23 protein-coding genes are annotated in these 19937 nt (G+C 70.1%); 16 read left to right on the top strand and 7 right to left on the bottom strand.

What is annotated here, in order from left to right; translation table 11 throughout:
- The first annotated feature begins 7 nt into the window (after nt 1-7).
- The 7 genes from ALA01S_RS08765 (at nt 8) to ALA01S_RS08735 (ending at nt 6456) form a co-directional block, all read left to right on the top strand.
- Nucleotides 8-874: a SirB1 family protein gene (locus ALA01S_RS08765; protein ID WP_174548613.1), complete on the top strand. Its 867-nt coding sequence runs from the start codon at nt 8-10 to the stop codon at nt 872-874.
- Nucleotides 875-1124: 250 nt separating this feature from the next.
- Nucleotides 1125-1787, top strand: coding sequence for a DnaA regulatory inactivator Hda (gene hda, locus ALA01S_RS08760; protein WP_307189672.1), 663 nt, complete (start codon nt 1125-1127; stop codon nt 1785-1787).
- Nucleotides 1788-1815: 28 nt separating this feature from the next.
- Nucleotides 1816-2484 carry a histidinol-phosphatase gene (locus tag ALA01S_RS08755; RefSeq protein WP_066334936.1) on the top strand — a complete coding sequence of 223 codons (669 nt, stop codon included), beginning with the start codon at nt 1816-1818 and terminating at the stop codon, nt 2482-2484.
- Entirely contained in the window at nt 2481-4046 is a 1566-nt protein-coding gene (gene pcnB / locus ALA01S_RS08750; RefSeq protein WP_066334845.1) for a polynucleotide adenylyltransferase PcnB, read from the top strand. Before ALA01S_RS08755 ends, pcnB begins: the two co-directional genes overlap by 4 nt.
- Nucleotides 4043-4552 carry a 2-amino-4-hydroxy-6-hydroxymethyldihydropteridine diphosphokinase gene (gene folK / locus ALA01S_RS08745; protein ID WP_066334841.1) on the top strand — a complete coding sequence of 170 codons (510 nt, stop codon included), beginning with the start codon at nt 4043-4045 and terminating at the stop codon, nt 4550-4552. The genes pcnB and folK overlap by 4 nt, the downstream gene beginning before the upstream one ends.
- A gap of 214 nt (nt 4553-4766) precedes the next feature.
- Nucleotides 4767-5414: a DUF47 domain-containing protein gene (locus tag ALA01S_RS08740; RefSeq protein ID WP_066334839.1), complete on the top strand. Its 648-nt coding sequence runs from the start codon at nt 4767-4769 to the stop codon at nt 5412-5414.
- Nucleotides 5415-5445: 31 nt separating this feature from the next.
- On the top strand, nt 5446-6456 hold the full coding sequence (locus ALA01S_RS08735) for an inorganic phosphate transporter (protein ID WP_066334832.1): 1011 nt from the start codon (nt 5446-5448) through the stop codon (nt 6454-6456).
- Nucleotides 6457-6505: 49 nt separating this feature from the next.
- Here ALA01S_RS08735 and ALA01S_RS08730 read toward each other — a convergent pair whose 3' ends face one another.
- On the bottom strand, nt 6506-6997 hold the full coding sequence (locus ALA01S_RS08730) for a TM2 domain-containing protein (RefSeq protein WP_066334830.1): 492 nt from the start codon (nt 6995-6997) through the stop codon (nt 6506-6508).
- Nucleotides 6998-7271: 274 nt separating this feature from the next.
- On the opposite strand from ALA01S_RS08730, the gene rpsP reads away from it, so the two are divergent.
- The 6 genes from rpsP (at nt 7272) to ALA01S_RS08700 (ending at nt 11460) form a co-directional block, all read left to right on the top strand.
- Nucleotides 7272-7568, top strand: a complete 297-nt coding sequence (rpsP, locus tag ALA01S_RS08725) for a 30S ribosomal protein S16 (protein ID WP_066334828.1) — start codon at nt 7272-7274, stop codon at nt 7566-7568.
- Nucleotides 7569-7603: 35 nt separating this feature from the next.
- Nucleotides 7604-8188, top strand: coding sequence for a ribosome maturation factor RimM (rimM, locus tag ALA01S_RS08720; protein ID WP_066334825.1), 585 nt, complete (start codon nt 7604-7606; stop codon nt 8186-8188).
- A 39-nt stretch (nt 8189-8227) separates the two neighbouring features.
- Nucleotides 8228-9025 (top strand): tRNA (guanosine(37)-N1)-methyltransferase TrmD, encoded by a 798-nt coding sequence (gene trmD, locus ALA01S_RS08715; protein WP_066334934.1) that lies wholly within the window; start codon nt 8228-8230, stop codon nt 9023-9025.
- 164 nt (nt 9026-9189) lie between these two features.
- Nucleotides 9190-9543 (top strand): 50S ribosomal protein L19, encoded by a 354-nt coding sequence (gene rplS / locus ALA01S_RS08710; RefSeq protein WP_066334822.1) that lies wholly within the window; start codon nt 9190-9192, stop codon nt 9541-9543.
- A 173-nt stretch (nt 9544-9716) separates the two neighbouring features.
- Nucleotides 9717-10400, top strand: a complete 684-nt coding sequence (locus ALA01S_RS08705; protein ID WP_066334816.1) for a CoA pyrophosphatase — start codon at nt 9717-9719, stop codon at nt 10398-10400.
- Between the two features lie 70 nt (nt 10401-10470).
- Nucleotides 10471-11460: a CobD/CbiB family protein gene (locus tag ALA01S_RS08700; RefSeq protein WP_066334814.1), complete on the top strand. Its 990-nt coding sequence runs from the start codon at nt 10471-10473 to the stop codon at nt 11458-11460.
- A gap of 56 nt (nt 11461-11516) precedes the next feature.
- On the opposite strand, the gene rsgA is transcribed toward ALA01S_RS08700, so the two are convergent.
- Together rsgA and ALA01S_RS08690 are read right to left on the bottom strand one after the other, a co-directional pair.
- Nucleotides 11517-12425 carry a ribosome small subunit-dependent GTPase A gene (gene rsgA / locus ALA01S_RS08695; protein WP_066334808.1) on the bottom strand — a complete coding sequence of 303 codons (909 nt, stop codon included), beginning with the start codon at nt 12423-12425 and terminating at the stop codon, nt 11517-11519.
- A gap of 1 nt (nt 12426) precedes the next feature.
- Nucleotides 12427-13689, bottom strand: a complete 1263-nt coding sequence (locus tag ALA01S_RS08690; RefSeq protein ID WP_066334806.1) for a M48 family metallopeptidase — start codon at nt 13687-13689, stop codon at nt 12427-12429.
- A gap of 62 nt (nt 13690-13751) precedes the next feature.
- Between ALA01S_RS08690 and orn the strand changes: the two genes are divergently transcribed.
- Both orn and ALA01S_RS08680 read left to right on the top strand, forming a co-directional pair.
- On the top strand, nt 13752-14309 hold the full coding sequence (orn, locus tag ALA01S_RS08685) for an oligoribonuclease (protein WP_066334804.1): 558 nt from the start codon (nt 13752-13754) through the stop codon (nt 14307-14309).
- 354 nt (nt 14310-14663) lie between these two features.
- On the top strand, nt 14664-16307 hold the full coding sequence (locus ALA01S_RS08680) for a DEAD/DEAH box helicase (protein ID WP_084267355.1): 1644 nt from the start codon (nt 14664-14666) through the stop codon (nt 16305-16307).
- 116 nt (nt 16308-16423) lie between these two features.
- Here ALA01S_RS08680 and ALA01S_RS08675 read toward each other — a convergent pair whose 3' ends face one another.
- The 3 genes from ALA01S_RS08675 to ALA01S_RS08670 all read right to left on the bottom strand — a co-directional run bounded on the left by ALA01S_RS08675 (nt 16424) and on the right by ALA01S_RS08670 (nt 18722).
- Nucleotides 16424-16780 (bottom strand): FKBP-type peptidyl-prolyl cis-trans isomerase, encoded by a 357-nt coding sequence (locus ALA01S_RS08675; protein WP_066334801.1) that lies wholly within the window; start codon nt 16778-16780, stop codon nt 16424-16426.
- Between the two features lie 54 nt (nt 16781-16834).
- Complete coding sequence (locus ALA01S_RS31625) at nt 16835-17005, bottom strand: DUF1328 family protein (RefSeq protein ID WP_084267354.1); 171 nt, start codon at nt 17003-17005, stop codon at nt 16835-16837.
- A gap of 292 nt (nt 17006-17297) precedes the next feature.
- Nucleotides 17298-18722: a CHASE3 domain-containing protein gene (locus tag ALA01S_RS08670; protein WP_238455734.1), complete on the bottom strand. Its 1425-nt coding sequence runs from the start codon at nt 18720-18722 to the stop codon at nt 17298-17300.
- Between the two features lie 25 nt (nt 18723-18747).
- On the opposite strand from ALA01S_RS08670, the gene ALA01S_RS08665 reads away from it, so the two are divergent.
- Nucleotides 18748-19380, top strand: coding sequence for a response regulator (locus ALA01S_RS08665; protein WP_066334932.1), 633 nt, complete (start codon nt 18748-18750; stop codon nt 19378-19380).
- Between the two features lie 75 nt (nt 19381-19455).
- On the opposite strand, the gene ALA01S_RS08660 is transcribed toward ALA01S_RS08665, so the two are convergent.
- Nucleotides 19456-19851, bottom strand: coding sequence for a response regulator (locus ALA01S_RS08660; RefSeq protein ID WP_066334793.1), 396 nt, complete (start codon nt 19849-19851; stop codon nt 19456-19458).
- Between the last annotated feature and the right edge of the window lie 86 nt (nt 19852-19937).

Here is a 19937-nt window from a genome sequence, read left to right as displayed (position 1 = left end):
CGGCGGCATGCATTTCCGGCAGTTCCAGCCTCCGACGGCGCTGGAGTATTTCGCGGCGCTCGTGGCCGACGACGCGAGCCTTTCCACCTTCGAAGCGGCGGTGAGCGTCGCGCAGGACGACTACCCTCAGCTGGACACCCAGTCCGTGCTGCACGAGGTGGACACCCTGGCCGAGCGGCTGCGCCGGCGGCTGCCGGCCGACGCGGCGCCCATGTTCAAGCTGCGCAGCCTCAACCGCTACTTTTTCCAGGAGCTGGGCTTCGCGGGCAACGTCAACGACTACTACGACCTGGCCAACAGCTATCTGCACCAGGTGCTGGTGACGCGGCGCGGCATTCCCATCACGCTGGCGTTGCTCTACATCGAGATCGCCGACCACATCGGCTTGCAGGCGCACGGCGTTTCCTTTCCCGGGCATTTCCTGGTGAAGCTGCACATGCCGCAGGGCGAGGTGGTGCTGGACCCGTTCAACGGGCGCTCGCTCTCGCGCGAGCAGCTCGACGAGCGGCTGCAGCCCTACCGCCGCCAGCAGGGCCTGGTGGGCGACTTCGAGGCGCCGCTGGAGCTGTTCCTGCAAGCCGCGCCGCCGCGCGAGATCCTGGCGCGGCTGCTGCGCAACCTGAAGGAAATCCACCGCAGTGCCGGCGACTGGGTGCGGCTGCTGGCCGTGGAGCAGCGCCTGGTGCTGCTGCTGCCGCAGGACTGGGAGGAGCGGCGCGACCGCGGCCTCTGCCAGGCCGAGCTGGGCCAGTACGCCGCCGCGGCGCAGGACCTGGCGCAGTACCTGCGCCAGCATCCGCAGGCGGCCGACGCGCCCGCGCTCACCGAACGGCTGGAAGAGCTGCGCCGCCACGGCCAGCCGCGGCTGCACTGACGCCCCCGGTGCCGTGCCCGCGCCCGGCGCGTGCCATTTCCGTGCCCCGGGGTTGAGGGGCGTCAGCCCCCTACAATCGCGCCCGCAGTCCGCCAGCGGCCGGCCGCGCCAGTGCGCCACTGGTGGCGCCGGTGCCGCCGCCGACCGCGCCGGCGCGTGCCGCCGGTGGAACCGGTCCCTTTGCCGGTCGCACCGGGCCGCGGTGCCGGCGCGGGCCGGCCGGACCCGAATCCGGATGAAACAGATTCCCTTGCCGATCGCTTTCGAGCGGGTACCGAGCTTCGATGGCTTCGTGCCCGGCGCCAACGCGGCCGCCGTGCAGCACCTGCGCCGGCTCGGCCGGGGCTCGGCCGCGCTCGCGCCGCTGTACCTGTGGGGTCCGCAAGGCAGCGGCAAGACCCACCTGCTGCAGGCGCTGGTGCACGAGCGCCAGCTCGCCGGCGAGCGCGTGGGCTGGTTCAACGCCGCCGATCCGGTGCCCTGGGAGGTGGACGAGGGCTGGACGCTGCTGGTCATGGACGACTGCGAGCGGCTGGACCCGCTGCACCAGCAGGCCGCGTTCGCGGCCTTCATCGACGCCGCCACGTTCCAGGTGCAGGTGGTGGCCGCCGGTCGCGTGCCGCCCGTGGACCTGCCCGTGCGCGAGGACTTGCGCACCCGGCTGGCCTGGGGCGACGTGTTCGCGCTGCAGCCGCTGGCCGAGCACGAGGCCCGCGTCACGCTGCAGCACGAGGCGCAGCGCCGCGGCATCGAGCTCACCGACGACGTGATGGATTACTTGCTGAACCACTTCGACCGCGACCTCAAGCACCTCATGGCGCTGCTGGACCGGCTCGACGGCTTCGCGCTGGCACAGCGCCGCGCCGTCACCGTGCCGCTGCTGCGGCGCATGCTGGCCGAGGAGGGCGCCTGAAGTGGCCGCACACGAGAACAAGGACAACATGGAACTGGCTCTATTCGACCTGGACGGCACGCTGCTGCCCGGGGACTCCGACCACGCCTTCGGCGAATTCATGGTCCGCCTGGGCTGGGCGGACGGCGAGGCCTGGCGCGCGCGCAACGACGGCTTCTTCGCCGACTACCAGGCCGGGCGCCTGGACCTGCCGGCCTACATCGACTTCGCCACCTCCGCCTGGCGCGCGCGCCCCGAGGCCGAGGCGCTGGCCGCGCGCGAGCGCTTCATGGCGGAGGTGATCCGCCCGCAGATGCATCCGCAGGCGTTGGCCCTGGTGCGCAAGCACCAGGACGCCGGCCACCTGTGCGCTGTCGTCACCGCCACCAACGAGTTCGTGACCGCGCCCATCGCGCAGGCTTTCGGCGTGGAGCACCTCATCGCGCTGCGCCTGGCGCGCGACGCGCAGGGCCGCGTCACCGGCGCCATCGACGGCGTGCCCTCCTACCGCGAGGGCAAGATAGCGCGGGTGCGCGACTGGCTCGCCGGCCTGGGCCGCACGCAAGCCGACTTCAGCCGCGTGCACTTCTACAGCGACTCCACCAACGACCTGCCGCTGCTGGAGCAGGTCGATTCCCCGGTGGCCACCAACCCGGGCTCCGCGCTGGAGGCGATCGCCCTCGCGCGCGGCTGGCCCATCCTCAAGCTGTTCGCATGATCAAGACCCTCATCGGCCGGCTGCTCGGCGGCGGCAAGTCCGAGCCCAAGGCGCCGCGCATTCCCTTGGGCGAACGCGTGGAGGTGCCGGAGAGCAAGCACGGCATCGATGCCTCGCTGCTGGACGACCGCGCCGTCAAGGTGGTGCGCACGCTGCAGGAGGCGGGCTTCGAGGCCTACATCGTCGGCGGCGCCGTGCGCGACCTGCTGGTGGGCCTGCGGCCCAAGGACTTCGACGTCGCCACCAACGCCACGCCCGAGGAGGTGAAGGGGCTGTTCCGCCGCGCCTTCATCATCGGCCGGCGCTTTCGCATCGTGCACGTCATCTTCGGCCGCGGCCGCGACCACGAGGTGGTGGAGGTGTCCACCTTCCGCGCCTACCTGGACGCCAGCGCCGCCGAGCAGGTGGAGGGCAACGAGAAGACCTCCAAGAGCGAGCTGGCCGGCAAGAGCCACGTGGTGGACGCCAGCGGCCGCGTGCTGCGCGACAACGTCTGGGGTCCGCAGATCGAGGACGCGGCGCGGCGCGACTTCACCATCAACGCCATGTACTACGACCCCACCACGCGCATCGTGGTGGACTACCACGGCGGCGTGCGCGACGTGAAGAAGCGGCTGCTGCGCATCATCGGCGAGCCGGAGCTGCGCTACCGCGAGGATCCGGTGCGCCTCATCCGCATGGTGCGCTTCGCGGCCAAGCTGGGCTTCGAGATCGAGGCCCGCACGCGCGAGCCCATGCCGCGGGTGATGGAGCTGCTGGACAACGTGCCCGTCTCGCGCATGTTCGACGAGATGATCAAGCTGCTGCAGACCGGCCACGCGCTGCGCAGCCTGGACGAGCTGCGCAAGCAGGGCATGCAGCGCGTGTTCCCGCTGCTGGAGGTGGTGTTCAATGCCGACGAGGTGCGCGAGCGCTTCATCCGCCTGGCGCTGGAGGACACCGACCGCCGCGTGGCCGATGGCCGCGCCGTGGCGCCCAGCTTCATGCTGGCGTGCATGCTGTGGCATGACGTGCAGTCGCGCTGGGCGCAACTGAAGGACGCGGGCGAGCCGCCCGTGCCCGCGCTGCAGCAGGCCATCGACGCCGTGTTCGACGCGCGCATCGGCGACATCTCCGGCCGCGGCAAGCTCGCCGCCGACATGCGCGAGATCTGGCTGATGCAGCCCCGCTTCGATCGCCGCACGGGCAACGCGCCCTTCGCGCTGGTGGAGCAGCCGCGCTTTCGCGCCGGCTACGACTTCCTGCGCCTGCGCGCCGACGTGGGCCAGGCCGACGCCGACTTGGCCGAGTGGTGGGAAGACTTCTCGTTGGGCACGTCCGAGGAGCGCGACGCCCTGGTGCAGGCCGTGCGCGAGGCCTCGCAGCCGCAACGCAAGCGCCGGGGCTCGTCCGCCGGCGCCGCGGCGCCGGCGCGCGCCAAGCCCGCGGCCGCCGTGGCCGGGGACGGCGCAGTGCCGGCTGAAGGCGAGGGTGGGGAGGGTGGCGATGCGCCCGCGCGCAAGCGCCGCCGCCGCCGCAAGCCTTCCGGCGGGAGTGGCGGCGACGCGGTGGCCTCCGAGTGAGCCCGGTCCCAGCGCCTGTGCGCGCCTGGGTGGGCCTGGGCGCCAACCTGGGCGACGCGCGCCAGACGCTGCGCGAGGCCGTGCAGGCCCTGGCCTCGCTGTCGGGCTGCCGGCTGGCGGCGGTGTCCTCGCTGTGGCGCAGCGCGCCGGTGGACGCCGCGGGCCCGCACTTCTTCAACGCCGTGGCGGCACTGGACACCACGCTGGCGCCGCTTGCGTTGCTGCGCGCGCTGCAGGCCATCGAGCTGGCGCATGGACGCGAGCGCCCCTACCGCAACGCGCCGCGCACGCTGGACCTGGACCTGCTGCTCTACGGCGAGCTGCGGCAGGACGACCCGGTGCTCACGCTGCCGCATCCGCGTGCGCACGAGCGCGCCTTCGTCCTGGCGCCGCTGGCCGAGCTTTCGCCGGAGTTGGCGTGGCCGGGGCGCGACGCCACGCCGGCGCGGCTGTTGCCGCTGGTGCAGGACCAGGCGGTGGAGCGGCTGGCGGGTCTCTGGATCTGACGCCGGATTGACAACGCGTTACGGTTTTCACCGTGCATGACGTCACGGTGTCGTGTCTCGCGAATGTCACAGACACGACGACTTGCCCCCCCAGGCACCCCGGGTGCCGTACCGGCCCCCTAATAGAATCGCGGGCTTGCCAACTGAACCCAGCCGTGGCGGCTTGCGCTCGCCCACGGCTCGCCGGCCTTTGTGGCCCGGACGAGAGGACGACATGCTGTTTTCCAAGCTGCTGCCCAAGGAGGGCAATTTCTTCGAGCTGTTCAACCAGCACGGCGCGAAGATTGCCGAAGGCTCCCGGGCCTTCATGCTGATGATCGAGAACTACGCCGATCCGGCATTGCGCCAGCGCTACGCCGACGGCGTGGACTCCGCCGAGCACGATGCCGACAAGGTCACCGCTGAAGTCAACCGGCTGCTGCACAAGACCTTCATCACCCCGATCGATCGCGAACAGATCCTGTCGCTGATCAACGCCATGGACGACGTGCTGGACCTGCTGCAGGACACGGCCGAGACCATGGCGCTGTACGACGTGCATGCCGTCACCGAGGAGCTGCGCTCGCTGGCCGAGCTCAGCGTCAAGTGCTGCGAGCGCGTGCAGCACGCCGTGTCGCTGCTGCCCAAGCTCAACGTGCCGGCCGTGGCCGAGGCCGCCATCAAGACCTGCGAGGAGATCGACAAGCTCGAATCCGACGCCGACCGCGTGATGCGCAGCGCCATGTCCAAGCTGTTCCGCCAGGAGCCCGACGTGCGCGAGCTCATCAAGCTCAAGGCGATCTACGAGCAGCTCGAATCCATCTCCGACCGCTGCGAGGACGTGGCCAACCTGATCGAGGGCGTGGTCCTCGAGAACTCCTGAAGAAGCCGGCTCCGGCTTTTTCACTCTTCTCATGGATCCCATCCAGACCAGTTTCTGGGTCGTGGCAGTGCTCGTCCTGCTCGCCCTCGTGTTCGACTTCATGAACGGCTTCCACGACGCGGCGAACTCCATCGCCACCGTCGTGTCCACCGGCGTGCTCAAGCCCCAGCAGGCCGTGCTGTTCGCCGCCTTCTTCAACGTGGTGGCCATTGGCATCTTCCAGCTCAAGGTGGCGGCCACCGTGGGCAAGGGCATCGTCGATCCGTCGGTGGTGGACCTGCACGTCATCTTCGGCGCCCTGGTGGGCGCCATCGTGTGGAACGTCGTGACCTGGCTCTACGGCATTCCGTCGAGCTCCTCGCACGCGCTCATCGGCGGCATCGTGGGCGCCACCATGGCCAAGGCCGGCCCGGACCCGCTGGTGTGGTCCGGCGTGCTCAAGACGGTGCTGTTCATCGTGGTGTCGCCCACGCTGGGCTTCCTGCTGGGCTCGCTGCTGATGGTGGCGGTGTCGTGGATCTGCCGGCGCAGCTCGCCGCTGCGCGTGGACAACTGGTTCCGCCGGTTGCAGCTTTTCTCCGCGGGCCTGTACTCGCTGGGCCACGGCGGCAATGACGCCCAAAAGACCATCGGCATCATCTGGCTGCTGCTCATTTCGTCGGGCTACGCCTCGGCCAGCGACAGCATGCCGCCGCAGTGGGTCATCGCCTGCTGCTACATCGCCATCGGCATGGGCACCATGTTCGGCGGCTGGCGCATCGTCCAGACCATGGGCCAGCGCCTGACCAAGCTCAAGCCCGTGGGCGGCTTCTGCGCCGAGACGGGCGGCGCGATGACGCTGTTCTTCGCCACCGCGCTGGGCGTGCCGGTGTCCACCACGCACACCATCACCGGCGCCATCGTCGGCGTGGGCTCCACGCAGCGCGCCTCGGCCGTGCGCTGGGGCGTGGCGGGCAACATCGTGTGGGCCTGGATTCTCACCATCCCGTCCGCGGCCGCCGTGGCCGCCGTGTCCTACTGGGTGAGCGAGCTGCTGTTCTGACGGCTGCCGGCTTCCCGCTTCGCAAGGCCCGCCTCCCGGCGGGCCTTTTTCATTGGCTGAGCTGGCGCGCCTGCTCGACCTGCCACTCGAAATAGCGCTGGCCGCTGAAGGCCACGGTGGCCATGAGCACGCCCGCACCCAGCGCCAGCCCGGCGATGGCGCCCAGCACCGGGCCCCAGCGCGTGTCCTGCACGGGCCAGCCCGGGTTGTGGCGCGCGTCCCAGCGCTCATCCGGCGTGAGGCCGTAGAGGATGGCGCACAGCATGGCCTGCGCCAGCATCAGCCCAAGCAGCGGAATGAGCGCCCAAGCGGCGTGGTCGTCCTGGCCCAGCTCCAGCATGCGGCGCACGCCGTGCAGCCCAAGCAGCGTGGGCAGCGGGTGCAGCCAGCCCGCCACGTCGCGCCAACCGCGCAGATAGAAGCGGTGCAGGCCCAGGCTGCCGCCCAGCAGCGCGATCCAGGTCGCCAGCGTCTTGGACTTGTAGGCGCCGCGCGCGGGCAATGCGGCCTGCGCGGCTGGATGGATCGGCAAGGGGCTCATGGCGTGCGGGAATGCATGGGAATGTTCCTCAAGGGCCGTGCTTCTTGCAGGCCAAGGGAAAGGAGCGGGCGGGCAGTTTATAATGCGCGGTTTCGGTGCTGGCCGGGCTGCGAAGCCTTGCGCGTATCTAACGGCACCGGACAAGCGAGCCGTGGGTTTGGAGTGCTGCAAAGGGATTTGCTGCTTTCAGGCGCCGCGGCACAGTTTCGATCTGCCTGGCCTGCCCGTGTCCCTGGTGCGGCGATCGTCTTCTCCTGCACATCGAGTCAAAAACATGGTCGTCATTCGTCTGGCCCGCGGCGGTTCCAAAAAGCGCCCCTTCTACAACATCGTGGTTGCCGAGTCGCGCGAGCGCCGCGACGGTCGCTTCATCGAGCGCGTGGGCTTCTACAACCCCGTGGCCTCCGGCGCCGAGCAGCCGCTGCGCGTGGCCCTGGAGCGCGTGAGCTACTGGGCTGGCGTGGGTGCCCAACTGTCGCCCACCGTGGCCCGTCTGGTCGGTGAAGCCAAGAAGGCCACCGCCGGTGCCGCCCCCGCCGCTGCCGCTGAGCCGGCCGCCGCTGCCGAGTAATTCCGGCCGCAAGCGCCTGCAGTTGTCGTTCGCCCATGTCCTGGACGCCCCCCGAGCCCACCTGGCCTGAAGACGCGGTTGAAGTGGGCCGCGTGACGGGGCCCTGGGGCATCAAGGGCTGGATCAAGGTCCAGCCCTACGCGGGCGATCCGCAGGCGCTGTTTTCCTCGCGGCGCTGGTTCCTGCAGCCACCTGAGCGGCTGCCGGCCGCCGCCGCGACCACATTCCCCCCACTGCTGAAGATCACCGCCGCGCGCGAGCATGGCGACGGGGTGGTTGCCAGCGCACAGGAAGTGCCTGACCGCAACGCGGCCGAGGCGCTCAAGGGCGCGCGGGTGTTCGTCTCGCGCGCGAGCTTCCCTACCGCCGAAGAGGGCGAGTACTACTGGGTCGACCTCATCGGCCTGGACGTGGTGAACCGCGAGGGCGTTGCCCTGGGCACGGTCACCGATCTGCTCGCCACCGGCCCGCACAGCGTGCTGCGCATCAAGCCCAAGGAAGTGCCCGCGGGCATGACCGAGCTGGAGGCCGAGCGGCTCATCCCCTTCGTTGCCGCCTACATCGACCAGGTGGACCTGGCGCAAAAGCGCATCACGGTCGACTGGGGCGCCGACTACTGACGCATCCGGCGCCGCGCGCGGCGCCGGCCTCAAGCCGTGCTGCGCTTCGACGTCATCACCCTGTTTCCCGAGCTGTTCGCGCCGCACCTGGAAGTCGGCGTGACGCGCCGCGCCTACGCCGGCGGATCGTTGCAGTTGAAACTCTGGCCGCTGCGCGACTTTGCCGAGGGCAACTACCGCCGCGTGGACGATCGCCCCTTCGGCGGCGGCCCCGGCATGGTGATGATGGCCCCGCCGCTGGAGCGTGCTCTGTCCGCCGTGCGCGGTGCGCGCGCGCAGGAGGCGGGCGAAGGTGAGGGTGCAGCGCCCCGCGCGCCCCTGATCCACTTCTCGCCCACGGGCCGCAAGCTCGACCAGGCGCTGGTGCGCGAGATCGCCGCCGGCTCTGGCGCCGTGCTGCTGTGCGGCCGCTACGAGGGCATAGACCAGCGTTTCCTGGACCGCCACGTGGACCTGGAAGTCAGCCTGGGCGACTTCGTGCTCTCGGGCGGCGAGCTGCCCGCGCTGGCGCTGCTGGATGCCGTGGCGCGGCTGCAGCCCGGTGTGCTGCAGGACGCCGCCTCGCACCAGCAGGACAGCTTCGAAGACGGCCTGCTCGACTGCCCGCACTACAGCCGCCCCGAGCAACTGCCGCGTGCCGACGGCGGCGTGGACGCGGTGCCGGACGTGCTGCTCTCTGGCCACCATGGCCGCATCGCGCGCTGGCGCCGCGAGCGCTCGCTGGAAATCACGGCGCGGCGCAGGGTCGACCTGATCGAAGCGGCGCGCGCCGCCGGGCGGCTGAGCAAGGAAGACGAGCGTTTCCTGCGCTCGCTCAAGCTCGACGCCGCGCCATAACCTTGTGCCGGCGCCGGGGTGCTCCAAGAAGCCCCCGTTGCTTGGGATATAATCAAAGGCTTTTCGATCCTCTGCCGGGCGAAATTCTTTCGCAGGCCGTGCCGGTCATCCTGACCGGTGCTGCTGAACAACCGACGTGCCGGCACGATCCCTTGGAGAACCCCATGGACCTGATCCAGACCCTCGAGCAGGAAGAAATTGCTCGCCTGAACAAGACCATCCCGGCCTTCGCGCCTGGCGACACCGTGATCGTGAACGTGAACGTGGTCGAAGGCACCCGCAAGCGCGTGCAGGCTTACGAAGGTGTCGTGATTGCCAAGCGCAACCGTGGCCTGAACAGCAGCTTCATCGTCCGCAAGATCTCCAGCGGCGAAGGCGTGGAGCGTACGTTCCAGCTGTACAGCCCGCTGATCGCCAGCATCGACGTCAAGCGCCGTGGCGACGTGCGCCGCGCCAAGCTGTACTACCTGCGCCAGCGCAGCGGCAAGTCGGCCCGCATCAAGGAAAAGCTGGCTTAATTGCCCAGCCGTGGAGGCGACCGCGGCCTGCGTCGCCCGCCTCCACAAGCCGGCCCCGTGCCGGCGACGAAGCCGCCCTCCGGGGCGGCTTTTTGTTTTTCCGCCGCGCCTTAGCCGAATTCCGCTTGGGCGCCCGGCGCCGGGTTTTTGCGGCGGGCGCCTATGCTCGTGCCATGGCCACTTTGATCCTCGATCCCCAGTCGGTGCCCGTGATCGGCATGGACGAACACCTGCCCGCCGTGCCGGCCGACGCGCTCACGGCTGCCGCGCTGCGCCGGCGCTTCGCGCATCCGCCGCCCTGGCAGCCCGAGACCCGCGCGGACGGCCGGGAGGGCTTGCCCGTGAAGGCGGATGCCTCCGTGCTGGTGCCGCTGGTCGAGCACGGCGACGGCTCGCTGCACGTGCTGCTGACGCAGCGCACGGCGCATTTGAATGCGCATGCGGGGCAGATCAGCTTCCCCGGCGGCCGTGCCGAGCCCAGCGATGCCGACGCCGTGTTCACCGCGCTGCGCGAGGCGCAGGAGGAGGTGGGCCTGGAGCCGGCGCAGGTGGAAGTCATCGGGTCGCTGCCGGCCTATACCACCATCACCGCCTTTCGCGTCACGCCCGTGGTTGGGCTGCTGCGCGCGCCCTACGAGCTGCGCCTGGACGCGTTCGAAGTGGCCGAAGCCTTCGAGGTGCCGCTGGCGTGGCTGATGACGCCGGCCCACCACCGCCGCCACCACATCGAGCTTGACGGCGCGCCGCGGCAGTTCCTGTCCATGCCCTGGACGGCCAGCGGCAGCCGGCGCGAATACTTCATCTGGGGCGCTACCGCCGCGATGCTGCGCAACCTTTACCGCTTTCTCGCGGCCTGAGCGCAGCACCGTGTTCCAGCCGTTGCCTGGGCACCGGAAGAGGGTGTTGCCGTCGGTATGATCCGCGGCGATGAGTTTCTTCGCCGTCCTGCTGGCCCTTCTGATCGAGCAGCTCAAGCCGCTGCCTCGTGACAATCGCATTCACGACGCCCTGATCACCTGGGTGCGCTGGACCGGACGCAATTTCGACGCCGGGCGCGAGCATCACGCCTGGGTGGTGTGGGGCGTCACGGTGGTGGCGCCCACGCTGCTGGTGGCGGCGCTGTACGCGGGCATCGCGCACCTGAGCGCGCTGGTGGGCCTGGCCTTCGACGTGCTGGTGCTCTACCTCACGCTGGGCTTTCGGCAGTTCAGCCATTTCTTCACCGACATCCGCGACGCGCTGGACCGCGGCGACGAGAACGAAGCGCGCCGCCTGCTGGCCGAGTGGCGCCACCTGGATACCAGCGAGCTGCCGCGCACGGAACTGCTGCGCCACGTCATCGAGCACGCGCTGCTGGCTGCGCACCGCCACGTGTTCGGCGTGTTCTTCTGGTTCGTCCTGCTGTCCTCGCTGGGCCTGGGCCCGGCCGGCGCGGTGCTCTACCGCATGGCCGAGTTCGCCGGCCGCTATTGGGCCTTCAAGAGCCGCAGCCTGGGGGCGCCGGCCAACGACAGGCTCATGGGCCTGTCGCAGCAGCTCTTCACCGGCATAGACCACGTGCCCGCGCGCATGACGGCCTTCGGCTTCGCCGTGGTGGGCAACTTCGAGGAAGCCGTCAACGGCTGGCGGCGCGACGCCGGGCTGTGGGTGCACCACAACGAAGGCATCATCCTTGCCGCCGCCGCGGGCGCCCTGGGCGTGCAGCTCGGCGGCAGCGCCGCACCCGGCATCACGCCGGACCGCAGCAAGACGTTCCAGGTGGGTGCGGGTGGCGAGATCGAAGGCTCGCTGGGCTCCACGCCGGGGCTGCCGCCGCAGCCCGGCCACCTGCAAAGCATCGTGGGCCTGGTGTGGCGCTCGGTGGTGCTGTGGCTGCTGCTGCTGGCGCTGCTGACGCTGGCCAACGTGCTCGGCTGACGGCTGCGCTGCTGCGGCCCCGGCGTCCGCTCAGGGCCGGTGGCTGAGCCGCAGGCTCACCACTTCGTGCGTTCCAGCTCCTCGCGGATCTCGCCGTAGATGCGGTAGCGGCTGGCGGCGATCTCGCCGCGCTCCACGGCCGCGCGCACGCCGCAGCCGGGCTCGTGGCGGTGCGTGCAGTTGTAGAAGCGGCAGTCCGGCAGATGCGCGCGCAGGTCCGGCATGAGCCTGGGCAGCTCCTCGGCGCTGACGTGGCGCAGGCCGAATTCCTGGAAGCCGGGCGAGTCCAGCAGCGCGCCATGGCGCACGGCCGGGTCCAGCCAGTACCAGCGCGTGGTGGTGGTGGTGTGGCGGCCGGAATTGAGCGCCTGCGAGATGTCGCCCACCTGTGCCTGCGCGTCCTGCACCATGAGGTTGACCAGCGTGCTCTTGCCCGTGCCGCTGGGGCCCAGCACCAGCGTGGCGGACTCCTGCAGCAGCGGCCGCAGCAGCTCGCGCGACTCTTGCGGCCGCGTCTTGAGCGAGGCCTCCAGCACCTGCACGCCCATGTCGCGGTAGGGCTGCAGCCGCTCGCGCGCAGCTTCGGCCTGCGGCAGCTCGGCCTTGTTGAGCAGCACGCGCACGGGAATGCCGGCGGTCTCGGCGGCGATCAGTGCGCGGCTGAGCTGCGACTCGCTGAACATGGGCTCGCCGGCCACCAGCACCAGGATCTGGTCCAGGTTGGCGGCGAAGGACTTGGTGCGCCACTCGTCCTGCCGCATGAGCAGGTTGCGCCTCGGCTCGACGTGCTCGACCACGCCCTCGTCGCCGCTGGCCTGCCAGCGCACGCGGTCGCCCACCACGCACTCGCTCTTCTTGCCGCGCAGGTGGCATTGCACGCGCGCGCCGTCGGGCGTCTCCACCATCACGTGGCGGCCATGGGCCGTCACGACCAGGCCGACATCCAGCTCCGTATGCCGCCCCATGTCAGGACTGCGCGCGCAGGGCCGCCAGGCGCTCGGTGGCCGGGGGATGCGAGTAGTAGAAGCGCGCGTACAGCGGGTCGGGCGTGAGCGTGGCGGCGTTGTCCTCGTGCAGCTTGAGCAGGGCGTTGGCCAGGTCGCGGCCGTCGGCCTGCGCGCAGGCGTAGGCGTCGGCCTCGAACTCGTGGCGGCGCGACAGCCGCGCGCCCAGCGGCGAGATCAGGAACATGAAGGGCGGCAGCGCCAGCATGAACAGCAGCAGCGCCAGCGCGTCGTTGGGCGCATCCAGGCTGGGGCGCACGCCCAGGCCGGTGTAGAAGCCGGCGCTGGACGCCAGCCAGCCCAGCAGCGCCAGGCCCGCCAGGCTCAGGCCGAAGACCAGCAGCATGCGCTTGAGCACATGGCGGTGCTTGTAGTGGCCCAGCTCGTGCGCGAGCACGGCGGCAATCTCGTTGCCGTTGAGCTTGGACAGCAGCGTGTCGAAGAACACCACGCGCTTGGCCGCGCCCAAGCCGGTGAAGTAGGCGTTGGCATGGGCGGAGCGGCGGCTGCCGTCCATCACGAACAAGCCCTTGGCCGCGAAGCCGCAGCGGCTCATCAGCCCCTGCACCTGCGCCTTGAGCTCGCCGTCAGGCAGCGGCGTGAAGCGGTTGAACAGCGGCGCGATCAGCGTGGGGTAGAGCACCAGCGCCAGCAGTTGAAACACCGTCCACGCCACCCAGGCCCACAGCCACCACAGGCTGCCCGTGGCGCCCATGATCCACAGCACCAGCGCCGCCAGCGGCAGGCCCACGACCACGCCCACCAGCACACCCTTGAGCTGGTCGCCCAAATAGAGCTTCCAGGTCATGCGGTTGAAGCCGAAGCGCTGCTCCAGCACGAAGGTGCGGTAGAGGTCGAAGGGCAGGTCCAGCACCGCGCCGATCACGGCAAAGGCCGCCAGCAGCGCGAGCTGGTAGCCCATGTCGCCCAACAGGGGCTGCACCGTGTCGCGGACGGCCACGTTGAGCGCGTCCAGGCCGCCGAGCAGCGTCCACACCAGCAGCAGCGCCGAGCTGAAGGCCGCCTGCAGCAGGCCGAAGCGCCCGCGCGCCAGCGTGTAGTCGGCCGCGCGCCGATGCGCCTGCAAGGACACCGACCCCGCGAACGCCGCCGGCACCCTGTCGCGGTGCAGGGCCACGTGGCGCATCTGGCGCGTGGCCAGCCAGAGTTTCAGCAGCAGCGCCAACAGCACGGCGCCTGCGAAGAGCAGGGTCAAGGCAGACATGGTGTCAAGTGTAGGGCTGCGACAATTGCCCCCTCAAATACAGCCCACGAGGACCTTTTCCCATGACGACCGAGCTCGCCGCCAGCGACCAGAACCTGATCTGGATCGATCTGGAGATGACCGGCCTTTACCCCGACCGCGACCGCATCATCGAGATCGCCGTGGTTGTCACCGACGCCCAACTCACCCAGCGTGCCGAAGGCCCGGTGTTCGCCATCCACCAGAGCGACGCCGCGCTGGACGCCATGGACGCGTGGAACAAGGGCACCCACGGGCGCAGCGGCCTGATCGACCGCGTGAAAGCCTCCACCGTGGACGAGGCGCAGGCGCAGGCCGCCGTTATCGAATGGCTCAAGCAGTACGTGGGCGCGGGCAAGAGCCCCATGTGCGGCAACTCCATCTGCCAGGACCGGCGCTTCCTCGCCAACTACATGCCGCAGCTGGAATCCTTCTTCCACTACCGCAACCTGGACGTGAGCACGCTCAAAGAGCTGGCCAAGCGCTGGAAGCCCGCCGCGCTCGAAGGCTTCAAGAAGGCACAGAAGCACACCGCGCTGGCCGACATCCACGAGTCCATCGACGAGCTGCTGCACTACCGCAAGACCTTCCTGGCGGCCTGAGGCCGCAGGGCTGCCGGGACCTAAGCCCCGGCGTGGTGCAAGGGTTTGCACCAAGTCGCGCTACAATGCGGGCACGGTGTCGTTCTGGCACCGTTCGTACATCCCCTCTGACCTCCATCGAGTTCTCCCGCACGACAGCGCGTGGCGGAGCTTGATTCCTCCGGTGGACCCCTCCCCAAGGGCTTCCGCGGAACCGGTCGGCGGCGATGCCGTCGCTTCCGGACCGGTGCGCCAGCCCTGCTTCTCAGGGTCTGGCTGAATGTTCCTCCCGCGACTTTTGTGTATCCGGCAGCGCCTTGCCTGGCGTCGCCGCAGCCGGCTGCTGTCAGCCGGCGCCGATGAAGAGAACTCCGAATGTCTTTTGATTCCCTGGGCCTGCACGAAGCCCTGACCCGCGCTGTTGCCGACGCCGGCTACGAGAACCCGACCGAAGTCCAGTCGCGCGCCATTCCGCCGGCCATGGAAGGCCGTGATCTGCGCGTGTCCTCCAGCACGGGCAGCGGCAAGACCGCCAGCTTCGTGCTGCCGGCGCTGCAGCGCATCCTGGCCGCCCGCGGCGACAACACCAAGCGCCGCAGCGGCATGACCGGCGCGCGCGTGCTGGTGCTGGCGCCCACCCGCGAGCTGGCGCAGCAGGTGGCCAAGGCCGCCATGGACTATGGCCGCCATGTGCAGGGCCTGCGCGTGGTCACCGTCGTGGGCGGCGTGCCCTACGGCGCGCAGCTCAAGGCGCTGCGCGGCCCGGTGGACATCCTCATCGCCACGCCCGGCCGCCTGATCGACCACGTGCAAAGCGGCAAGGCGCTGCTGGAGCACGTGGAGATGCTGGTGCTCGACGAAGCCGACCGCATGCTGGACATGGGCTTCATCGACGACATCAACTTCATCGCCGGCTGCACGCCCGCCGCGCGCCAGACGGTGATGTACAGCGCCACCTTCGCCGGCCACGTGGGCCGCCTGGCCGACGAGCTGCTGCGCGAGCCGATGAGCGTGGACGTCGCCTCCCACACCGACACGCACGAGAACATCGAGCAGCGCCTGCATTGGGCCGACGACGTCGCGCACAAGAACGCGCTGCTGGACCACCTGCTCACCGGCCGTGAAGTCGAGCAGGCCGTGGTGTTCACCAGCACCCAGGTCGACGCCGACCGCCTGGCCGACCGCCTGGGCGAGTTGGGCCACTCCGTGGCCGCGCTGCATGGCGGCATGCCGCAAGGCCGCCGCAACCGCGTGCTCAACGGCCTGCGCAACCGCCAGTTGCGCGTGCTGGTGGCCACCGACGTGGCCGCCCGCGGCATCGACGTGCCCACCATCAGCCACGTCATCAACTTCGGCCTGCCCATGAAGGCCGAGGACTACGTGCACCGCATCGGCCGCACCGGCCGCGCCGGCCGCTCCGGCCTGGCCGTGACGCTGGCCGAGCGCCGCGACGTGGTGATGATCAAGCGCATCCAGCAGTTCACGACGCAGCAGATCCCGGTGGCCACGGTCACCGGCCTGGAGCCGCGTCAGCCCGAGCCGCGCATCTACCCGGGACGCCCTGACGGCGGCCCCCGCGGCGGCAAGCCGTTCGGCAAGGGCAAGTCTTTCGGCGGCCCGCGCCGTGAAGGTTTCGACCGCGGCCCGCGCCGTGAAGGCGGCTTCGAAGCGCGCCACCAGGGCGAAGGCTTCGCGCCGCGCCACGAAGGTGGCGGCCACTTCGGCGGCCCGCGTCCTGAAGGCCAGGGCCGCTTTGAGCGCCGCCCCGAAGGCGCCTTCAGCCGCCAGGGCGACGGTGCCCGCCACCATGGCGGTGGCGCCCACCACGGCGCGCCGCGTGACCGCAGCCCCTTCGAGCGCCGTAGCGACGGCCCGCAAGGCCACGGCGGCTTCGACCGCGGTGGCGATCGTCCGGCCGCACGCGGTGGCCGCTTCGGCGACCGCCAGGCTGACCGCGGTGGCTTCGGCGGCGGCGAGCGTTCGCGCGGCCCGCGCCGTGACGGCGGCTGGGAGCGTTGATGCCGGCGGCGCTTGGTGCGCCGCTTCGCTGAACCGTTGAAGGCTCAACCAGCCATTAAAAAACCCGCCCGGCGCGAGCCCGGCGGGTTTTTTAATGGGGAAGGCGAGGGCGCCGTTCAGGCCTTGAGCAGCTCGACCTCGAACACCAGCGTGGCGTTGGGGGGGATGACGCCGCCGGCGCCGTAGGCGCCGTAGCCCAGTTGCGGCGGGATCAGCAGCACGCGCGTGCCGCCGACCTGCATGCCCTGCACGCCCTCGTCCCAGCCCTCGATGACCTGGCCCGCGCCGAGGTTGAAGCGGAAGGGGTCGCGGCGGTCCTTGCTGGAGTCGAACTTGCGGCCGCGGCCGTCGGGTTGCGCGGGGTCGTGCAGCCAGCCGGTGTAGTGCACGGTGACCGGTGCGCCGGCGCGCGCGGTGTCGCCGGTGCCGGGCGTGGTGTCTTCGTACTGCAGGCCGGATGCGGTGGTGATCATGCGGAAGGTCTCCTGGGCAAAGGGCGCATCATGCCAGCGCCCGCCAGCGGTCTTTCACGACCCTTTGCGCTGCCACAGTCCCACCACGAAGCTGATCAGGCTCAGGACGATGAAGAGGACGAACAGGATCTTGGCGATGCCGGCCGCGCCCGCGGCAATGCCGCCAAACCCGAAAAGCGCCGCCAGCAGCGCGACGATGAAGAAGACGATGGCGTAGGGAAGCATGGTCGGCCGTCCTGTAGTTCTTGAAGGGGTCCAAGGCGCGCGGGGCGCGCCGTCTTCATGCTTCACAGCGTAGGTAAACGCCCGTGCCGGTGGGATGGGACGCGGCAGCCCGTGCCTGTCGGCCATGCCTGAATCGGCCTGTAGGACGATGCCCACAGGCGTGCGTCCGTGCCGCTGCGTTGCTACAGGCAGCGATCAGGTTGTAGGAGGCCCGCTGGCGGGCCGAACCGTCGCCTGGCTGCAATTCGGCCCGCCAGCGGCCCTCCTGCACGCCGAGGTCGCGCCGCCTGTTTCAGGCAGCAGGCCCGGCCAGTGCCGCCGCCTGCGTTTCTTCCGTGCGCAGCGGCAACACGGCTTCTATGCGCGTGCCCGCACCGGGCGTGCTTTGCAACAGCAGCCGCCCGCCCTCGGCCTCCACGCGGTAGCGCATGCCCAGCAGGCCGTGGGCGGAAGGCTTTTGCACGCGGGTGTCGAAGCCCTGGCCGTCGTCCTGCACGCTGGCCAGGGCCCAGGCGCCTTCCTCGCGCAGCGTGATGTGCACCTCGCGCGCCTGCGCGTACTTGGCCACGTTGGTCAGCCCTTCCTGCACCAGCCGGTAGACGGTCAGCTCGCAGGCGGGGGTCAGCTTCACGTCCTGCAGCGAGCACGCCACCTTGAGGCCCGAGCGCTGCTCGAACTCGCGCGTCAGGATTTCCAGCGCCGCCACCAGCCCCAGGTTGCTCAGGGCCGAGGGGCGCAGGTCTTCGATGATGCGGCGCTTGAGCGCGATGCCGCTGTTGAGCGTGCTGGTCAGGTGCTCTATGCGCGTGAAGAGCTCCGGCGCGGCGCTGCCCATCTGCACCAGGCGCGAGCGGATGCGTGCCAGGTCCAGCTTGGCGGCGGTGAGCAGGGCGCCCAACTCGTCGTGCAGCTCGCGGGCCAGGCGGCTCTTCTCGTCCTCGCGGGCGCTTTGCAGGTGCTGGGCCAGGTGCGTGAGGTCGGCCGTGCGCTGGCGCACCTGGGCTTCGAGCCGGTCACGCTCCTCCTGCAGCGAGTGCTGGCGCGACTGGCGCTCCAGGTCCAGCGCCACGCTCTGGCGCAGGTACATGAAGAAGGCCAGCAGGCCGATGGCGGTGACGGTGCCCACGCCTATGCGGTTGACCTGCAGCGTCTCCTTGATGCCGTCGCCCTGCTCGGAGATGGCGCGCGTTTCGCTGGCGATGAGCTGGTCGGCTGCCAGCCGCATGGCCTGCATGGCCTCGCGCCCAATGCCGCTGCCCACCAGCGCGCGCCAGGCCTCCTCGCGGCCCTGGGTGCGCAGCTGCAGCGTGGTTTCCAGCTCCGAGAGCTTGTCGGCCACGAGCTGCAGCAGCCGGTCGAGCTGCGGGCGCTGCGGGTCGTTCGCGCCGTAGCGCTGCTGCAGCGCCACGGTGGCCTCGCGAATCTCCTGCACGGCCTTCTGGTAGGGCTGCAGGTACTCGGCGCGGCCGGTGAGCAGGTAGCCGCGCTGGCCGCTTTCGGCGTCCACCACCGCCAGCAGGAGTTGATGCGTGGCCACGCGCGCCACGTTCTGCACGCGCAGCCGCTCGATGTCCTGCACGGCGTGGCGGAAGGAGAGCTCGCTGATCACCAGCAGCCCAAGCGCCGCCACCATCGCGAGCGGAAAGGCGAAGGCACTGCGGCTGAGACGGTCGAACCAAAACGCCAGCCGGGGCATGGTGGCTAAGATGTGTTTCATCGCTGTGTTCGAGGTAGTCAAGCCCATGATTCGCGTTGCCATCGTTGACGATCACGCCATCGTGCGGGCCGGCCTGAAGCAGTTCCTGGCCGAGCAGGAAGACCTTCAGGTCACCGGCGAAGCCGCCAACGGGCGCGAGGCGTTGGAGCTGCTGCGCAAGGGCGAGCTGGACGTGATGCTGATGGACCTGTCCATGCCCGGCCACGGTGGCGTGGACGCGCTGCAGGCCATCAAGGCCCGCGCCCCGGAGCTGCCGGTGCTGATACTCAGCGGCTTCCCCGAGCAGCACTACGCCACCACGCTGCTGCGCCAGGGTGCCAGCGGCTACCTGAACAAGGAGTGCGAGCCCGAGGAGATCGTCAAGGCGATTCGCACCGTGGCGCGCGGGCGGCGCTACATCACCCCGGCCGTGGCCGAGCTGCTGGCCGACCAGCTCGACGGCGGCGGCGACAAGGCGCCGCACGAGCTGCTGTCGGAGCGGGAGTTCCAGGTCTTCCTGCGCCTGGCGCAGGGCGAAACCATCGGCCACATCGCCGACCACATGGCGCTGTCGGTCAAGACGGTGAGCACCTACCGCACGCGCGTGATGGAGAAGATGAACCTGTCCTCCAACAGCGACCTCACCTACTACGCGCTCAAGCACGGCCTCATCCAGTAAGCCAGGCACCCTGGCCGGAGCCGCGCTGCACGGGCGCGGATTCGCGGGGATGAGCAAGCGGCGTGCGCGGGCCTTTCAGTTGCTGGTGGAGCTGGCCCCGGCGAGCTGCATGCACCAGGCGATGAGGGTGTCGATCTCGTTGGACTTGTCGAACACCTCGTCCGCACCGAGCTCCAGGCAGCGGCGGCGCATGTCCGGCGTGGCGAAGTTGCTGAGCACCACTTTCTTCGTGAGCGGGCGCAGCTTCTGCGCCGCCTGCAGCACGCCCAGGCCCGTGCCGCCCTTGAGGAAGATGTCCACGATCATCAGGTCGCAGGGCCGGCCGGCCTCGGCCAGCCAGCGCAGCGCGGTGGGCTCATCTTCGGCCGAACCCACGACCTGCAACGGGACGAGCTCCTCCAGCGTGGCGATCAGGTTCTCCCGTATCACGGGGCTGTCTTCAACGATGTAGGTGCTCAGTGGTGATGACATGGGCCGGACTGCCGTGGTGTGCGCCCCAATCGGCGTGTGCGCATGTTAGGCCGCCGCGCCGGCCGCTGGCTGTAGTCGCCCGCGGC

Source organism: Azohydromonas lata NBRC 102462 (assembly GCF_001571085.1).
Taxonomy (GTDB): domain Bacteria; phylum Pseudomonadota; class Gammaproteobacteria; order Burkholderiales; family Burkholderiaceae_C; genus Azohydromonas; species Azohydromonas lata.
Note: the sequence above shows the minus strand (reverse complement) of the source record. Positions and strands in the feature narration are given on the sequence as shown.

Excerpts from the sequence above, each read along its gene's own strand:
- rpsP (WP_066334828.1), top strand. The coding sequence starts at position 7,272 with ATGGTCGTCATTCGTCTGGCCCGCGGCGGTTCCAAAAAGCGCCCCTTC.
- ALA01S_RS08765 (WP_174548613.1), top strand. The coding sequence starts at position 8 with ATGCATTTCCGGCAGTTCCAGCCTCCGACGGCGCTGGAGTATTTCGCG.
- ALA01S_RS08670 (WP_238455734.1), bottom strand. The coding sequence starts at position 18,722 with ATGAAACACATCTTAGCCACCATGCCCCGGCTGGCGTTTTGGTTCGAC.
- pcnB (WP_066334845.1), top strand. The coding sequence starts at position 2,481 with ATGATCAAGACCCTCATCGGCCGGCTGCTCGGCGGCGGCAAGTCCGAG.
- ALA01S_RS08660 (WP_066334793.1), bottom strand. The coding sequence starts at position 19,851 with ATGTCATCACCACTGAGCACCTACATCGTTGAAGACAGCCCCGTGATA.
- ALA01S_RS08730 (WP_066334830.1), bottom strand. The coding sequence starts at position 6,997 with ATGAGCCCCTTGCCGATCCATCCAGCCGCGCAGGCCGCATTGCCCGCG.
- ALA01S_RS08690 (WP_066334806.1), bottom strand. The coding sequence starts at position 13,689 with ATGTCTGCCTTGACCCTGCTCTTCGCAGGCGCCGTGCTGTTGGCGCTG.
- rsgA (WP_066334808.1), bottom strand. The coding sequence starts at position 12,425 with ATGGGGCGGCATACGGAGCTGGATGTCGGCCTGGTCGTGACGGCCCAT.
- ALA01S_RS08700 (WP_066334814.1), top strand. The coding sequence starts at position 10,471 with ATGAGTTTCTTCGCCGTCCTGCTGGCCCTTCTGATCGAGCAGCTCAAG.
- ALA01S_RS08740 (WP_066334839.1), top strand. The coding sequence starts at position 4,767 with ATGCTGTTTTCCAAGCTGCTGCCCAAGGAGGGCAATTTCTTCGAGCTG.
- ALA01S_RS31625 (WP_084267354.1), bottom strand. The coding sequence starts at position 17,005 with ATGCTTCCCTACGCCATCGTCTTCTTCATCGTCGCGCTGCTGGCGGCG.
- ALA01S_RS08735 (WP_066334832.1), top strand. The coding sequence starts at position 5,446 with ATGGATCCCATCCAGACCAGTTTCTGGGTCGTGGCAGTGCTCGTCCTG.
- rimM (WP_066334825.1), top strand. The coding sequence starts at position 7,604 with ATGTCCTGGACGCCCCCCGAGCCCACCTGGCCTGAAGACGCGGTTGAA.
- rplS (WP_066334822.1), top strand. The coding sequence starts at position 9,190 with ATGGACCTGATCCAGACCCTCGAGCAGGAAGAAATTGCTCGCCTGAAC.
- orn (WP_066334804.1), top strand. The coding sequence starts at position 13,752 with ATGACGACCGAGCTCGCCGCCAGCGACCAGAACCTGATCTGGATCGAT.
- ALA01S_RS08680 (WP_084267355.1), top strand. The coding sequence starts at position 14,664 with ATGTCTTTTGATTCCCTGGGCCTGCACGAAGCCCTGACCCGCGCTGTT.
- ALA01S_RS08665 (WP_066334932.1), top strand. The coding sequence starts at position 18,748 with ATGATTCGCGTTGCCATCGTTGACGATCACGCCATCGTGCGGGCCGGC.
- ALA01S_RS08705 (WP_066334816.1), top strand. The coding sequence starts at position 9,717 with ATGGCCACTTTGATCCTCGATCCCCAGTCGGTGCCCGTGATCGGCATG.
- ALA01S_RS08755 (WP_066334936.1), top strand. The coding sequence starts at position 1,816 with ATGGAACTGGCTCTATTCGACCTGGACGGCACGCTGCTGCCCGGGGAC.
- ALA01S_RS08675 (WP_066334801.1), bottom strand. The coding sequence starts at position 16,780 with ATGATCACCACCGCATCCGGCCTGCAGTACGAAGACACCACGCCCGGC.